This window comes from Bradyrhizobium sp. SZCCHNRI3052 (assembly GCF_032484895.1).
In the GTDB taxonomy this organism is placed as follows: domain Bacteria; phylum Pseudomonadota; class Alphaproteobacteria; order Rhizobiales; family Xanthobacteraceae; genus Bradyrhizobium.
Window position 1 is genome coordinate 26706 of the sequence record NZ_JAUETW010000011.1, and the last position, 16602, is coordinate 43307.

Sequence of the window (16602 nt, forward strand, 5' to 3'; positions counted from 1 at the left end):
GCAGTTCATTCCTAAAATTTCAATCATTGAACCCAATCGTTATAAAATATAGAATGATTGCGTGCCGCATCTGAATTACCACCACCTGCGCTACTTCTGGATCATCGCCAGCGAAGGCAGCATGAGCCGCGCCGCGCAGCGCCTCAACGTCTCGCCCTCCTCGCTGTCGGTGCAGGTGAAGGCGCTGGAGGAGCAGCTCGGGCAGAAGCTGTTCGAGCGCATTGGACGCACCCTACAGCTCACCGAGGCCGGGCGCATCGCGCTCGACTATGCCGGCAGCGTGTTCAAGTCCGGCCATGAGCTGATCGAGACCTTGTCGGGCCTGCGGCCGGGACGGCAGCTGCTGCGGGTCGGCGCCGCGGCGAACCTGTCGCGCAACTTCCAGATCGCGTTCCTGAAGCCCTTGATCGGGCGCGGCGACGTCGAGCTGATCATCCACACCGGTCAGTTCAGCGACCTGTTGGAGCAGCTCGACGCCCACAAGCTCGATCTCGTGCTCGCCAACCATCCGGCGGCGCCAGACATGCGCAGCAATTTCGACAACACGCTGATCGATGAGCAGCGCGTCAGCCTCGTTAGCCGCAAGCCGGCCAAGCCCGCGCGATTCCGATTCCCGCAGGACCTGGCAACGACGCCGGTGATCCTGCCCGGCCGAGGCAGCGCGCTGCGCTCGGCTTTCGATGCGCTGGTCGGATCCAGCGGGATCCGTCCGGTCATCGCCGCCGAGGTCGACGACATGGCGATGCTGCGCCTGATGGCCCGCGAGAGCGGCACCGTCACGTTGGTGCCGTCGATCGTCGTGATCGACGAGCTGCGTACCGGCGTGCTGGTTGAACGCGCCCGCCTGAGCGCGCTGAAGGAGCAGTTCTTCGCCGTGAGCCAGCAGCGCCGCTATCCCAATCCGCTCGTCGCCGAGCTGATCGGATCACGCGACAGGAAGAGCGGTTCACGGCCTGAATGACCTGTCCGTGGCACTTTGTCTTGAAATAGGTTGCAGGCAGCCCGCAAGACATCGGGACGGACCGGTCTTGCGGACCAACTCCCAGTTCGTTCCGAACTGGGGCAAGGTCAGCAGTCGTGAGCCGTCAGATCAGAACATCGCGGGCGGACTGACATTCACCCCGTGCTGGACCAGCACGAGAGAAGCGACCACGCCCGTCAATGAGAACATGGTCACCAGACCAAATCCGGAATTGAGCGCATGGGGACCAACCAGCTTCCGCACAATCATCATCATCAATGTCTCCTCCTGAATGTCGTTAGTGGACTTAACTAGAGGGACGGTGCGTTACCGGGGCGTTTCCAAATTTGGAGAGATCGGCGCGTGGTGAATGCATCCTTGAATGCACAGCATGCCCGGCATGAAGGCCGCTTAACACTGACGGCGGATTTGCAGTTGCATCGAGACGGGGGGAAGCGCCGACGCTCGAAAAAGTTGAATCTTCGTATTAGCTCGCCCTGAACGGAGCACGATGCCGACGACAAGGATGGACGACGGCCGCACGCGAGGCACGGTGGTTCGCGTCGCGCTGAGCGATCGCATCTATGCGCGGCGCGAGCAATTCGACGCTTCCCGTTTCCCAGCGGAAGTACATCGTCACCCCGAATGAAGGGGCCGCAGCCGTCAAGTGACCCTCGGTCATTCGGCTGGCGACATCCGGCTCGGAACGGATCACGAAGACGTTCGCGGTCTGCGTCCTGATATGATCCTACTTCGCCTCATTCATCGCCGTCGCTGCGAGCAGCGCCGCCTCGATCGTGTCCCGGGTCTTGTCGAGATGCGCCATCATGAGCGTCACCGCGCGCTCGGTGTCGCGCGCCAGCGCGGCCTCCATCAGTTCGCGGTGCTCACGCGCGGCATCGCGGTTGCCACGATCGGTCTGGCGGGCGAGATCGAGATAGCGCTCGTTGTGTGCAAACAGGAGATCACGCACCCGCATCATCCAGGCGCTGCCACAGGCCTGGGCCAAGGCGGCATGGAATTCGGCATGCGCCAGCATCCAGGCCGGCGAGAAGCTGCCGTCATGGGCCGCGATCGGCGTCGCGGCCAGACGGTGATGCGCGGCAACGACCGCGGTCTCCCAGGCGAGATCACCGTTGGCGATGGCGCGGCGCAGGCACTTGGTCTCGATCTCGACGCGCATGTCGGTCAGATCGCGCAGATCGGCCACCGAGACCGGCGCCACGCGGAAGCCGCGCTGCGGCGTCGCCGTCACCAGCCCTTCCGCCGTGAGCCGCGCCAGCGCCTCGCGGATCGCCCCGGTGCTGACCGAGAAGGCTGATCCGAGCTCGCTGATCTTCAGCTTCTCCTCCGGACGATAGAGCCCGGCGAGCAGGCTGGCACGCAACTGCTCGTAGACGGTCTGGGTGGCGCTGCCGGACATCGACTCACTCTCGCGGGACAATCAATTCACACTAGCAAAGCCTAAAAGTATATTTTCATCAAAAAATATATTTTAATTGCACGGCCTCCGCCATCCCCCTATGCTCAACGCCAAAACGCCGCCGGCAGCGCGGCCCATCAGGGAGGTATCCATGCGAAGCACCATCGCAGCGGCAGGATTGCTCGTCGTCGCGTCCGTCCTCGCCGTACCCGCTCGGGCGGAGGATCAGCCGGGCATCACCGCCAGCGAGATCCGCATTGGACAGACCATGCCCTATAGCGGGCCAGTGTCCGCCTTCGGCATCCTCGGCAAGGGCGAGGTGGCCTATTTCAAGATGGTCAACGACCGCGGCGGCATCAACGGCCGCAAGGTCAACCTGATCTCGCTGGACGACAGCTACGTGCCGCCCAAGACCGTGGAGCAGACGCGACGGCTGGTCGAGAGCGACGAGGTGTCGTTCATCTTCTCGACCATGGGCACCGCGCACAACACCGCGATCGCCAAGTATCTCCAGGGCAAGAAGGTGCCGCAGCTGTTCGTGGCCTCGGGCGCCTCGAAGTTCAGCGACCCTGCGCAATTTCCGCTGGCCTTGATGGGCGTGATGGCGCCGTTCCGCAACGAAGCGCGGATGTATGCGCGCTACGCGCTGCAGAAGAAGCCGGATTCGACCTTTGCCATTCTCGCGCAGAACGACGATTTCGGCCGCGACTATCTCGCCGGGCTGAAGGACGTGCTCGGCGAGCGCTTCGACAGCACGGTGACCGTCGCAAGCTACGAGTCGACCGAGCCGACCATCGACTCGCAGATCGTGAAGCTGAAATCGACCGGCGCCGATGCGCTGATCATCGCCGCGACGCCGAAATTCGCCGCGCAGGCGATCCGCAAGACCTTCGAGATCAACTGGCGGCCGCTGACGTTCCTGACCAACGTCTCGGTGTGGATGTCATCGGTCATGGAGCCGGCGGGACTGGAGGCCGGCACCGGCATCATCTCGACAGCCTACGTCAAGGATCCGTTGGATCCCGCCTGGGCCAACGATGCCGGCGTCAAGGGCTGGCGCGACTATATGGCGAAATACGTGCCCGACGGCGACATCCGCGATTCCAACTACGTCAACGGCTACAACAACGGCATGGTAATGGAGCAAGTGCTGAAGGCGGCCGGCAACGATCTGTCGCGCGAGAACATTTTGCGGCAGGCGCTGTCGATCAAGGATCTCGAACTGCCGATGCTGCTGCCGGGCATCAAGGTCAACACGTCAGAGACCGACCACCTCCCGGTCGAGCAGGTGCAGTTCATGCGTTTCACCGGCAAGCAGTGGGAGCGGTTCGGCGAGGTGCTGTCGACCAAGTAGCGGCGGCTGCTCCGTGGATCGTCGGCGCGGCTCCGCGCTGACGACAGGCGCACGCATGGGCTGGCACGGTATTGGAGGACGGCGCCTCTCTCTCGCCACGTAAACAAAATCGCAACAGTCGCCTGCGATGTTTCGTCGCAGGTCAACCGAAGTCGCAATCGGCGTCCGCATACATCCACATGTGGTCCCGCGCGCGACGGCGTGACCCTCTGCTCACGGCCGGGGGAGCGGGCGGAGGCGGGCTCCTGCCCGGTTCTCACCGCAGGTCTCCTTGAAGCAGTCGCGGAGATGATCGCCGCGGGGGAACCGCCAACAAGGAAACGAATACAGGTCCTCACCGCCCCAACGGGATCTTTTGAGGAAGAGCATGACGGATATCAGCCGACCAGCGAGCCGGGCGAGCGCCGCCATCGCGCGCTTCTCCCGCGACAGCAAGGCCAATATCGCGGTCACATTCGCGCTGGCGCTGTTGCCGATTCTCACGGCGATCGGATGCGCGACCGACTACTCCATGGCCATGCGCATGAAGATCAGGCTCCAGTCTGCGGCGGATGCCGCGAGCATCGCCTCGATCTCGGTCAACTCGGCAGGCTATACAGCGGCGATGGCGATGACGTCGGACGGAACCGTTACCGCCGGAGTCGCGGAGGCGGACAACATCTTCAAGGGCAACGCCTCTACCTTTCAAGGCTACACATTGACGTCCGAGACCAGCACCGTCACCAAGAGCGGGTCCACACTGACGTCGCAGGTGCAATTCACCGCCAACGTGCCGGCCACGTTCCTGACGGTGATCGGCTATCAGAATCTGACGGTCAGCGGCCAATCGTCCTCTTCCGTCACGTTGCCACTCTATCTCGACTTCTATTTGACGCTGGACGTCTCGGGCTCGATGGGCCTCCCGTCGACATCGTCCGAAGCACAGCGCATGCAGGCCATCAGCCCGGACAACTACAGGCAATACCCCACGGGATGCACGCTGGCGTGCCATTTTTCGCCGCAGAATAGCGCTTGCACCGATTCAGGGACCCAGGGATATCCCACAAACAACTATTGCCTGGGCTATGCGATCTCGCGCGTCAGCCAGAGCGGTTACAAGAACCTGCTGACCACCAACAAGAACTACCCCATGGGCGTTCAACTGCCGTCGTCGATCGTGTCCGGCCTGCCGAACTCACTGTACAAGAACCTGGCGACCGTTGCGAACTGCCCGACCGATGGGACAGATGCGTGCATCCAGCTGCGGCTGGATGCCGTGGGCTATGCCGTGAACCAGCTGTTTGTCACGGCGAACAACACCAAGAAGGTCAACAACCAGTTCCGGATCGGCCTCTACCCCTTCATCCGATATCTCTATTCCTACTTTCCGCTCACCAGCAGCATCAACGGCTCGACGACGGATTCGACCACCATCAACTATGCGGCGGCCAACCTTGCGACGCTGCTCGACACCAACACCAACGCATCTCTCGGCTCGGGCGGAACGCATATCGACACGGCCCTGTCCAGCGTCAACAACCTGATCGTCAATGTCGGAAACGGCAGCGCCTCGACCAATACCCTGCCCTACGTGTTCCTGGTCACCGACGGCGCGCAAGACCCGCAAGTGAAGGGCGTGCCCAATGGCTCATGGTCCGGCAGCAATCATGCCACCGTGATCGATCCGAACACCTCCTGCACACCGCTGAAGAACCGCGGCATCATCATCTCAGTTCTCTACATTCCCTATCAGGTGATCAATCCGGTGAACGCATCCTTCGCCGGTGACGAAGACGACTATGCCAACAGCAACATTCCTTCGATTCCGCCGAGCCTGAAGGCCTGCGCCTCGCCGGGATTCTTCTATACGGCGAACACGCCCGCCGACATCACGTCGGCGCTGAACGCGATGTTCAATCATGCGGTGTCCGAGGCGCATCTGACGAGATAGAGCAGAGACAAGCCCAGGCTCGGCCGTTGGACTTTCGGCGCCGAAGGCGTAGACCTCTACCGTCGACCACGAAAGAGCCGCGGCGCCCATGTCCGAGACTGATCCGCTCACGCTGAAATTTCGCTGTCCGAAGGAGCTGGAAGGCCTCATTCCGCAGCCGGTGCCGGCGCCGATGGGCGTTCCCGACTGGGTCAAGACGATGCCGGCCACCGCGTTCAGCGCGCTCAACCAGGCCGAGGAGCAGACCGTCAAGCGCTGCCCGCCCTTCATCGACGCGATGACGACGGGCTTCCTCATTCCGCTGATCTGCGATCTCACGGTCGAGGATGGCGGGATCAGCTGGGACAACGAGCTGCCGCCGGGCGGCGCGATCGATTTTCCGCGCTCGCCGATCAGCTTCCACGACGCCGCGCAGGTCACGGGCTCGCCGCTGTTCGAGGCCGACCGCTTCCTGCTCAAGTTTCACAATCTCTGGACGATCGAGGCGCCGGAGGGCTGGGCATTGCTGTTCACGCATCCCGTCAACCGCTTCGACCTGCCCTTCACCACCGTGACCGGCCTCGTCGACAGCGACCGCTTTCACGATAGCTTCGTGCATTTTCCGGCGCATTGGCACGACACGTCGTTCCGCGGCGTGCTGCCAAAGGGTACGCCGGTCGCGCAATGCATTCCGGTGAAGCGGCAGGCCTGGACGATGCAGATCTCGGCCTTCACCGAAGAGGAAATCGCGGAGATTCACGAGGTGCGCGAGGCGCTGAAGCGCGAGACCGGCGTCTATCGCAAGCGGTTCAGGGCTTGAGGGCGGCCGCGCCGTCGACCTGAAGGAACTTCGCCGCATCGCTCGGCCGGAAAAAGAAGCGGCCATGCGAGCTGACGACCATCGTATAGGCCGCGCGGCTCAACAGATGCGGCCGGCCGCGCACCACCGTGCGCAGCGCCGCCTCGGCCCCGGCGCGGTCGCCCATCTCCATCAGGCACATCGCGAGGTTGGCGCGGGTCTGGGTGTCCTCGGGCCGCAGGCCGAGCGCATGGCGGTAGGTGCCTGCGGCCTCGGCATAGTCGCCGTCGAGGAACTGCACCCAGGCGAGCTCGATCAGGATGTCGGGCCGTCCCGGCGCGGCCTCGCGCGCCGCCAACAGGTGCGTGCGGGCACGAACGCGGTCATTGGCCTGGAGAGAGAGGCGTCCGAGATCGAGCTGGAGGTCGACGCTGTCGGGTGACAGCGTCAGCGCCTCCTCGATCACGGCGATGGCGTCACCGAGCTGTCCCGACTTGGCAAGCCGCCCCGCCAGCTCCTGGAACGCCGGCAGAAAAGGCGGCCGCCGCGCCGCGGTCTTGCGCAGTAGGGCGATGCCATCAGCGGCGCGTCTGGACTCGCACAAAGCGGCGCCGAGCAGCGTCTGGAGTTCCGGATCGCTGCCGCGCAACGCCGCCTTCTCGAGCGGCGCGATCGCTTCGTTCGCGCGCTGCTGGCCGAGCAGTGCATGGGCCTGGACGAGCAGCGCGGCGCGGTCGGTCCTGGCCGTGCGCAGAATCGAGGCGGCGATCTGCTCGGCGCGCGCGAACTGCCGCGCGCGCAGCGCGTGGATCGCTTCCTGCAGCGCCTGCGCCTGCTGATTTTTCCGCCGTTCACTCACGTCTGCAGCCAAGCTCCGAGGAAGAGGTCGAGTCTAGCTAGCTCGCCGTCCCCGGGAGTGTCCAGCAGCACACTCACCCGAACAGCGGCGTGCCCGGCACGAAGGCATCGAACGCGGCCCAGAACTGCGAGCGGTAGCGGTCCTGCTCCTGCAGGATCTCGTGCTTGGCACCGGCGATGACGAGATGCGAGCCGGCGCGCAGATGATAGGCGAACTCCTCGATCGCAGCCGTCGACACCACGGTGTCGCTGGAGGCCGCCAGCATCAGGATCGGCTGGCGGATCTGGGAGGGATAGGTCATGCCGCGGAAGGTCATCATCGCCGAGAACGCCGCGTCGGCCCAGGCGACCGTGGGCGAGGCGATGCCGAGCGTCGGATCTTCTTCGAGGATCGCGGCGTTGCGGGCATAGCGGACCGGATCGGACGTCAGAGGATTGTTGACGAACGGCGCCAGCCCGCTGATCTCGTCGTTGCCGCCCGGCACGTAGCGGCCGCCCTGTCCGGCGATGCGCATCGCCCGCAGCAACAGCCGCGCCGGCAGCGCGGTGCGGCTGTCCGGAAGGTCGATCATCGGCGCCGACAGCACGACGCGATCGAACCAGCGCTTGCCGGCATGCGCGAGCCGCAGCAGCACCGTGCCGCCCATCGAATGCGCCAGCGCGAAATAAGGCGGCGGACAATCCGGCAGCACGACTTGCGTGACGAAGGTCTCCACGTCGGTCTCGTAGTCGGAGAACGAGCGCACATAGCCCTTGCGGGAATCGCGCAGGCGCCGCGACGAATGGCCCTGGCCGCGCCAGTCGATGATGGCGACCGCAAAGCCGCGATCGCGCAGATCGCGCACCGTCTCGAAATACTTCTCGATCATCTCGCTGCGGCCGGTGAACACGCACACCGTGCCCTTGCGCCCGGCCGGCGGCGCCCAGCGCGCAAAGCGCAGCTCGGCGCCATCAGGGGTCTTGATGGTGCCGGCAGTGACGTTTTCGGGAACGGGATTGGCGGGAATCGAGACGAGCGTCATGAGGCGCCCATCGAATAGGTGAAAGGCAGCGGGAATCAAGGGGTGGAACGGCAAAAAGAGCAGGTCTTGGGCGCCCTTGAAGGTCGAAACGTCCGGCCCATATCGAGATCGTGCAGGCCGCGTCAGGCTGCACGACAGCCCGGCCCGATGGCGGGCGGGTTAGCCAACAGTCGCTCAATGGAGGACTTTGACCATGCGTACCTACGACCTCACCCCCTTCTATCGTTCCACCGTCGGTTTCGACCGTCTGTTCTCGCTGCTCGACCAGGCCACCGCCGAGCCCACCCCCGGCTATCCGCCCTACAACATCGAGCGCACCGGTGAGAACGCTTACCGCATCACCGTCGCCGTCTCCGGCTTTGGCAAGGATGAGCTCTCCCTCGTCGCGAAGGAAAACACGCTGACGATCAAGGGCGAGAAGGCCGCCAACGAGAACGGCAAAAAGGCCGAGGTGCTGTATCGCGGCATCGCCGCCCGGGCCTTCGAGCGCTCGTTCCAGCTCGCTGACCACGTGGTGGTGAAGAACGCCAGCCTCGAAAACGGCCTGCTCCACGTCGACCTCGTACGCGAGATTCCGGAAGCGAAGAAGCCCCGCTCGATTCCGATCTCGACCGGCGCGCAGGCCGCCGAGCAGCCGGTGATCGAAGGCTCGGCCGAGAAGGCCGCCGCCTAACAGCACATCCTCATTCTGGAATAGGAGCGCCCCGGGCAACCGGGGCGTTTTTTCATGCCTTGCTGCAGTGCAGTCAAACGATCGTGACCACTGGTAACGGCCTGCTCTCAGCTCGCGAAGACGCCAATGATCGTCGTCAACCGGGCTTGGAGCCGTGACATGAACCTTCTTCGGACCCTCACCTGCGCCGCCGCGCTGCTGATCTCCGCAGGCGCCGCCCTCGCCGAGCCCGCGCAGCCGCCCAAGGTCCACAACGTCGTGCTGGTGCACGGCGCCTGGGCCGATGGCTCGAGCTGGGCCAAGGTCATCCCCTATCTGCAGGCGGCCGGCCTCAAGGTCACGGCCGTGCAGAATCCGCTGACCTCGCTGGCGGATTCTGCGGCCGCCACCCGCCGCGCCCTGGCCGAGCAGGATGGGCCGGCCGTGCTGGTCGGCCATTCCTGGGGTGGCACGGTCGTGAGCGAGGTCGGCACCGATCCAAAGGTCAGCGCGCTGGTCTATGTCGCGGCCCGGGCCCCCGATGCGGGCGAGGATTTCGTCAAGCTCGCCGGGCAATATCCGACACCGCCGGCACGCGCCGGCATCGTCGACCACGACGGCGAGACCAAGCTCAACGAGGACGCCTTCCTGAAGGACTTCGCCAATGGTGTCGATGCAACGACGGCGAAGGAGCTCTATGCGGTGCAATGGCCGACCGCGGCGACGATCTTCGGCAACCGCACCTCCCAGGCGGCGTGGCACGACAAGCCGTCATTCTATGCGGTGTCGAAGCAGGACAAGACGATCGATCCGGATTTCGAGCGCTTCCTGGCCCACCGCATGAAGGCGACCACGATCGAGCTCGACGCCGGGCACCTGTCGCTGGTGTCGCATCCGAAGGAGATCGCTGATCTGATCCTGAAGGCCGCCGGTCAGCACGAGTAGTGCGACCGATCGCGCTGGGATCTCATCGGCTGCTCCAAACGACCTGTCGTGCCCGCGAAAGCGGGCATCCAGGTCGCCGCGGCAGTCGTGACTGACCGAGATGCCGGTGTTTACGAAATCGCCCGGTCGAGGCCGGGCGATGACAGCTTTGGTGGTGGCAAGCGGCCGGGCAGACCGTCTGACTGCCTCTATTCCAAACCCTGTACAGCCGGCATCTTTGCCGTCGGCAGGATCTGGGGCACCGGCTTCGCCGTGGGCGCTGCGACGGAGCCCGTCGTCTGCGGCGCGGCCGCGGCCGATTGCACCGGCTTCGGCTCAGAGGGTTTTGCGTCTGAAGCCTTTGCGTCTGAAGCCTTGGCTTCTGAAGCCTTGGCTTCTGAAGGCTTGGCCTCTGAAGCCTTGGCCTCGGCCGGCTTGATGTCCGCGGGGCTGGGCGCGACCGGCTTGACCGCCTCGGCCGGCTTCGGATTGAGCGCGGCGGTCTGCGGTGCCGGAGCACTCGGCCGTGCGGCAGGCGTCGGCACCTTCGGCTGGACCGGCACCGCGGTGGCAACGCGCGGCGCAGCCGGCATCGGCGGCACCAGGCGCGGATCGGCCCGGATCACGCTCGGCGGCGACAGGCGGTCGAGGCCGCCGCGCGGGCTCGGCTCATAGCGCATCCGCTCGTACTCCTCGCCCCATTGGAACGCCGGCACGAAGCGGAGGATGCGGCCGGAGCGCGCATCGACCACGAGCTTGCCGTCCTCGCCCTGCCGATCGAGCACCGCCACGACCCAGACATTGCCGCGCTGGCGCGGTGCGCCGAGCGGCGAGAAACCGTTGTCGCGCAGAATCGCATAGACCTCATGCACCGGCAGGAACGCCGGTGCATAGCCATACTCCTGCTGGTAACCGTCCTGACGGTAGACCGGCGCCGGCGGCACATAGCGCTCGTCGCGGTAGCCGTAGTCAGGGCCCGGCCGATAGCCGTAACGCGGCGGCGGTGCGGGCACGACGGCCGGCGGCGGCAGGTCCGAATAAGGCGTATCGAAATCGGAGACCACCGTGTAGGGCGCACGGACGCCCTGTGGCGGCAACGGCTCGGCCTGCGCGGCAAACGGCGCGATCAACGCGGCCGAGACGACTCCAACTAGCAACTTCATGGCTCAAAGCTCCTGCATGCCCCCGCACGTGAAGCTGTTCGCTTCTTCTCAAGTGCCGCGGAAGTTCTGCCGTGATTCCGGCGGTCCTGGGTCGGCGAGAGGGCGGGATCGGGGCGTTAGGTTTCAAAATCGAGCGCGGCGCGTGATCGCCGGCCCGGCCGGATCGATCGGTCAGTGGCAGAAGCGGAAGATTTGCCGGGGAATGAGCGTGTGCGGCGCCCGGACCTCAGGACTCCGCAGTGCTTGTGTGATAGGTTAAAGTTTGGCATCTTGCGGTTTAGGACAGAAATGCTGTCTAAAATTTCGTTGCAAAGGTGACCGAGACTTTGCAATGATGTTACGGCGCCTGAGGGCGCTGCGACATGAACAGGCCGCGGTCGTCCAGCGGGGACATGGTCCCCCGGACACTGGCCTGAATTCTGCAAATGCGGCTCGCTGAGAAGGACGAGCGTTGGCTCCGGAGAGGGGCCCGCGCAGCGCCCGGGGTGCGCCGGACGGACTGTACCGGACTGTGGTGAAGGCCCTGACCAATAATTTATGGGGACGGATATGAGCGGATCGAAGGTCGAGCACGGAATTTTGGGCGGCGCGGTGCTGGCTGTGGATTCGCATGAGAAACCGGCCGAAATCACCCGCGAGCTGCATACGTGGCGTCCTGAAGCCGAAGGTCTGTACGACCCGAGCCAGGAGAAGGATTCCTGCGGCGTCGGCTTCATCGCCAACATCAAGGGCCAGAAGTCGCATCAGATCGTCGCGGACGCGCTCAGCATCCTCTGCAATCTGGAGCACCGCGGCGCCGTCGGCGCCGACCCGCGCTTCGGCGACGGCGCCGGCATCCTGGTGCAGATCCCGCACGCCTTCTTCTCGCGCAAGGCGAAGGAGCTCGGCTTCACGCTGCCGGCTCCGGGCGAATACGCCATCGGCGCGCTGTTCATGCCGCGCGACGAAGCGTGGCGGAACGTCATCAAGAGCATCATCGCCGACCAGATCGAGGACGAAGGCCTGGTGCTGCTCGGCTGGCGCGACGTGCCGACCGACAACTCCTCGCTGGGGGTGACCGTCAAGCCGACCGAGCCGCGCAGCATGCAGGTGTTCATCGGCCGCAACGGCGCCGCCAAGACCGAGGACGAGTTCGAGCGCAAGCTCTACATCCTCCGCAAGTCGATCTCGCAGGCGATCTATCAGCGCCGTGACCGCGGCATGTCGGGCTATTACCCCTGCTCGATGTCGTGCCGGACCGTGATCTACAAGGGCATGTTCCTGGCCGACCAGCTCGGCAAGTACTACGCCGACCTGCACGAGCCGGACTTCGAGAGCGCGCTGGCGCTGGTGCATCAGCGCTTCTCGACCAACACCTTCCCGACCTGGTCGCTGGCTCACCCGTACCGGATGATCGCGCATAATGGCGAGATCAACACGCTGCGCGGCAACGTCAACTGGATGGCGGCGCGGCAGGCGTCGGTGTCTTCGGAGCTGTTCGGCAAGGACATCAGCCGGCTCTGGCCGATCTCCTATGAAGGCCAGTCCGACACCGCCTGCTTCGACAACGCGCTGGAGTTCCTGGTGCAGGGCGGCTACTCGCTGCCGCACGCGGTCATGATGATGATCCCGGAAGCCTGGGCCGGCAATCCGTTGATGAGCGAGGAGCGCCGCTCGTTCTACGAATATCACGCCGCGCTGATGGAGCCGTGGGACGGCCCGGCCGCGATCGCCTTCACCGACGGCCGCCAGATCGGCGCCACGCTCGACCGCAACGGCCTGCGGCCGGCGCGCTACCTCGTCACCAAGGACGACCGCATCGTGATGGCGTCCGAAATGGGCGTCTTGAAGATTCCGGAGGAGCAGATCGTCACCAAGTGGCGGCTGCAACCGGGCAAGATGCTGCTCGTCGATCTCGAGGAGGGTCGCCTGATCCCGGACGACGAGATCAAGGCGCAGCTCGCCGCCAGCCATCCCTACACCGAGTGGCTCGCGCGCACACAGATCCAGGTCGAGAAGCTGCCGGATGCGCCGACCACGGGCGCGCGCACCAACCTGCCGCTCTTGGACCGGCAGCAGGCGTTCGGCTACAGCCAGGAAGACATCGCGATCCTGATGACGCCGATGGCGGCGACCGGCGAGGAGGCCACGGGCTCGATGGGCAACGACACGCCGATCTCGGCGCTGTCGGACAAGCCGAAGCTGCTTTTCACCTACTTCAAGCAGAACTTCGCCCAGGTCACCAACCCGCCGATCGACCCGATCCGCGAGGAGCTGGTGATGAGCCTGGTCTCGATCATCGGTCCGCGGCCGAACCTGTTCGACCTTGAAGGCGTCGCTTCGACCAAGCGGCTCGAGGTGCATCAGCCGATCCTGACCGATGCGGACCTCGAGAAGATCCGCTCGATCTCGCAAGTGTCCGACAGCCACTTCGTCTCGCGCACGCTCGACACCACCTTCGATGCGAGCCTGGGCGCGGCCGGCTTCGAGCAGGTGCTCGACGATCTCTGCGGCCGCGCCGAAGCCGCGGTGCGCGAGGGCGTCAACATCATCATCCTGTCCGACCGCATGGTCTCGGCCGACCGGATTCCGATCCCGTCGCTGCTCGCCTGCGCCGCCGTGCATCATCACCTGATCCGCACCGGCCTGCGCACGTCGGTCGGTCTCGTGGTGGAGTCGGGCGAGCCGCGCGAGGTGCATCACTTCGCCTGCCTGGCCGGCTACGGCGCAGAAGCGATCAATCCTTATCTCGCCTTCGAGACCATCATCGCGCTCAAGGACAAGCTGCCGGGCGCGCTGAGCGACTACGAGGTCGTCAAGCGCTACATCAAGTCGATCGGCAAGGGCCTGCTCAAGGTCATGTCCAAGATGGGCATCTCGACCTACCAATCCTATTGCGGCGCGCAGATATTCGATGCGGTCGGCCTGAAGGCCGAGTTCGTGCAGAAGTTCTTCTACGGCACCCACACCCGCATCGAAGGCGTCGGCCTCGCCGAGATCGCCGAGGAGACGACGCGCCGCCACCGCGACGCGTTCGGCGACGCGCTGGTCTACAAGACCGCGCTCGACGTCGGCGGCGAATATGCCTTCCGCACCCGCGGCGAGGACCATGCGTGGACCGCGGAATCGGTCGCGACGCTCCAGCACGCGGTGCGCGGCAATTCCAGGGAGCGCTACCAGGCGTTCGCCAGGCTGCTCAACGAGCAGTCCGAGCGGCTTCTGACCCTGCGCGGTCTGTTCCGGATCAAGTCGGCCGAGGACGACAAGCGCAAGCCGGTCCCGCTCGACGAGGTCGAGCCGGCGAAGGAGATCGTCAAGCGCTTCGCCACGGGTGCGATGTCGTTCGGCTCGATCTCGCGCGAGGCGCACACCACGCTCGCGATCGCCATGAACCGGATCGGCGGCAAGTCGAACACCGGCGAGGGCGGCGAGGAAGCCGACCGCTTCAAGCCGCTGCCCAACGGCGATTCCATGCGCTCGGCGATCAAGCAGGTCGCCTCGGGCCGGTTCGGCGTGACGACGGAATATCTCGTCAACTCCGACATGATGCAGATCAAGATGGCGCAGGGTGCCAAGCCCGGCGAAGGCGGCCAGCTGCCCGGCCACAAGGTCGACGCCACCATCGCCAAGGTGCGCCACTCGACGCCGGGTGTCGGCCTGATCTCGCCGCCGCCGCATCACGACATCTACTCGATCGAGGATCTCGCGCAGCTGATCTACGACCTGAAGAACGTCAATCCCGACGGCCAGGTCTCGGTGAAGCTCGTCTCCGAGGTCGGCGTCGGCACGGTTGCCGCCGGCGTTGCCAAGGCGCGCGCCGACCATGTGACGATCGCGGGCTTCGAGGGCGGCACCGGTGCCTCTCCCCTCACCTCGATCAAGCATGCGGGCTCGCCGTGGGAGATCGGCCTTGCCGAAACGCACCAGACTTTGGTGCGCGAGCGGCTGCGCAGCCGCATCGTGGTCCAGGTCGATGGCGGCTTCCGCACCGGACGTGACGTCGTCATCGGCGCCCTGCTCGGCGCCGACGAATTCGGCTTCGCCACCGCCCCCTTGATCGCCGCCGGCTGCATCATGATGCGCAAGTGCCATCTCAACACCTGTCCGGTCGGCGTCGCCACCCAGGACCCGGTGCTGCGCAAGCGCTTCACCGGCCAGCCCGAGCACGTGATCAACTTCTTCTTCTTCGTCGCCGAGGAAGTCCGCGAGATCATGGCGAGCCTCGGCTACCGTTCGTTCAACGAGATGGTCGGCCAGACCCAGATGCTCGACCAGTCCCGCCTGGTGGCGCATTGGAAAGCCAAGGGCCTCGACTTCTCCAAGCTGTTCGTCAAGCAGAAGGAGGCGCCGGGCCAGAAGATCCATCACGCCGAGGCGCAGGACCATCACCTCGAGGCCGTGCTCGACCGCAAGCTGATCGAGCAGGCCAAGCCCGCGCTCGACCGCGGCGCGCCTGTCAAGATCGAGGCCGAGATCAACAACACCGACCGTTCGGCGGGCGCGATGCTGTCCGGCGCGGTGGCCAAGATCTACGGCCATGCCGGCCTGCCGCAGGACACCATCCATGTCAGCCTGAAGGGCACCGCCGGTCAGGCCTTCGGTGCCTGGCTCGCCAACGGCGTCACCTTCGAGCTCGAAGGCGAAGGCAACGACTACGTCGGCAAAGGCCTGTCGGGCGGCCGCATCATCGTCAAGCCGCCACGCAACTCCGGCATCGTGCCGGAGGAATCGATCATCGTCGGCAACACCGTGATGTACGGCGCGATCTCCGGCGAGTGCTTCTTCCGCGGCATCGCCGGCGAGCGCTTCGCGGTGCGTAACTCGGGCGCGGTCGCCGTGGTCGAGGGCGCGGGAGATCATTGCTGCGAATACATGACCGGCGGCATCGTCGTCGTGCTCGGCAAGACCGGGCGCAACTTCGCGGCCGGCATGTCGGGCGGCGTCGCCTATGTACTCGACGAGGCCGGCGACTTCGACAAGCACTGCAACATGGCGATGGTCGAGCTCGAACCGGTGCTGTCCGAGGAGATGATCGCAGAGGACACCTATCACCAGATGGGCGACCTCGAGGCGCATGGCCGGGTCGACGTGTTCAAGAACCTGCTGGCGTCCGACGTCGAGCGGCTGCACGTGCTGATCTCGCGCCACGCCAAGGCGACCGGCTCCAAGCGCGCCGCCGACATCCTGGCGAACTGGAAGGACTTCGCGCCGAAGTTCCGCAAGGTGATGCCGGTCGAATACCGCCGTGCCCTGAAGGAGCTCGCCGCCAACGCCGACGCCGAGCCCAAGATCGCGATCGGGGCCTGAGGCGCAGGCCACAACCAAGGCGTCATTGCGAGCGCAGCGACTTGTCCGCCGAAGCCCCTTGGGGCGTAGGCGGAAGCAATCCAGGGCCCAGGAGAAAGTCTGGATTGCTTCGTCGCTGACACTCCTCGCAATGACGGAGCGAATGAGAGACGGCGTCATTCCGGGGCGCGCGAAGCGCGAACCCGGAATCTCGCCCCACAACTTCGAGATTCCGGGTCCGGCGCTAACGCGCCGTCCCGGAATGACGGAAA

Annotated in this window: 12 protein-coding genes; 7 read left to right on the top strand and 5 right to left on the bottom strand. The window is 65.1% G+C overall.

Annotation, left to right across the window (positions count from 1 at the left end; genetic code table 11):
* The first annotated feature begins 61 nt into the window (after positions 1-61).
* Positions 62-961: a LysR family transcriptional regulator gene (locus QW887_RS25625; RefSeq protein WP_315716565.1), complete on the top strand. Its 900-nt coding sequence runs from the start codon at positions 62-64 to the stop codon at positions 959-961.
* Between the two features lie 129 nt (positions 962-1090).
* Here the strand turns inward: QW887_RS25625 and QW887_RS25630 are convergent, their stop codons facing one another.
* A complete protein-coding gene (locus QW887_RS25630) occupies positions 1091-1237 on the bottom strand; it encodes a hypothetical protein (RefSeq protein ID WP_315716719.1) in 147 nt (48 codons plus the stop codon).
* A 472-nt stretch (positions 1238-1709) separates the two neighbouring features.
* Positions 1710-2384, bottom strand: coding sequence for a GntR family transcriptional regulator (locus tag QW887_RS25635; RefSeq protein ID WP_316167857.1), 675 nt, complete (start codon positions 2382-2384; stop codon positions 1710-1712).
* 151 nt (positions 2385-2535) lie between these two features.
* On the opposite strand from QW887_RS25635, the gene QW887_RS25640 reads away from it, so the two are divergent.
* The 3 genes from QW887_RS25640 (at position 2536) to QW887_RS25650 (ending at position 6467) form a co-directional block, all read left to right on the top strand.
* Complete coding sequence (locus QW887_RS25640; RefSeq protein ID WP_316195281.1) at positions 2536-3738, top strand: ABC transporter substrate-binding protein; 1203 nt, start codon at positions 2536-2538, stop codon at positions 3736-3738.
* 367 nt (positions 3739-4105) lie between these two features.
* Positions 4106-5668, top strand: a complete 1563-nt coding sequence (locus QW887_RS25645; RefSeq protein WP_316174975.1) for a TadE/TadG family type IV pilus assembly protein — start codon at positions 4106-4108, stop codon at positions 5666-5668.
* Positions 5669-5756: 88 nt separating this feature from the next.
* Positions 5757-6467 (top strand): hypothetical protein, encoded by a 711-nt coding sequence (locus tag QW887_RS25650; protein WP_316186095.1) that lies wholly within the window; start codon positions 5757-5759, stop codon positions 6465-6467.
* Here QW887_RS25650 and QW887_RS25655 read toward each other — a convergent pair.
* Both QW887_RS25655 and QW887_RS25660 read right to left on the bottom strand, forming a co-directional pair.
* Positions 6457-7305: a tetratricopeptide repeat protein gene (locus QW887_RS25655; protein WP_316195283.1), complete on the bottom strand. Its 849-nt coding sequence runs from the start codon at positions 7303-7305 to the stop codon at positions 6457-6459. The two genes, QW887_RS25650 and QW887_RS25655, sit on opposite strands and share 11 nt — an antisense overlap.
* Before the next feature lie 73 nt (positions 7306-7378).
* Complete coding sequence (locus tag QW887_RS25660; RefSeq protein ID WP_315769296.1) at positions 7379-8326, bottom strand: alpha/beta hydrolase; 948 nt, start codon at positions 8324-8326, stop codon at positions 7379-7381.
* Positions 8327-8519: 193 nt separating this feature from the next.
* Here QW887_RS25660 and QW887_RS25665 point away from each other — a divergent pair, with 193 nt between their 5' ends.
* Positions 8520-8999: an Hsp20 family protein gene (locus tag QW887_RS25665; RefSeq protein WP_315716558.1), complete on the top strand. Its 480-nt coding sequence runs from the start codon at positions 8520-8522 to the stop codon at positions 8997-8999.
* 159 nt (positions 9000-9158) lie between these two features.
* On the top strand, positions 9159-9923 hold the full coding sequence (locus tag QW887_RS25670) for an alpha/beta hydrolase (protein WP_316186093.1): 765 nt from the start codon (positions 9159-9161) through the stop codon (positions 9921-9923).
* 188 nt (positions 9924-10111) lie between these two features.
* Here QW887_RS25670 and QW887_RS25675 read toward each other — a convergent pair whose 3' ends face one another.
* A complete protein-coding gene (locus tag QW887_RS25675; protein ID WP_316186092.1) occupies positions 10112-11065 on the bottom strand; it encodes a hypothetical protein in 954 nt (317 codons plus the stop codon).
* Positions 11066-11614: 549 nt separating this feature from the next.
* Here QW887_RS25675 and gltB point away from each other — a divergent pair.
* Positions 11615-16351, top strand: a complete 4737-nt coding sequence (gene gltB / locus QW887_RS25680) for a glutamate synthase large subunit (RefSeq protein WP_316186091.1) — start codon at positions 11615-11617, stop codon at positions 16349-16351.
* Positions 16352-16602 lie beyond the last annotated feature (251 nt).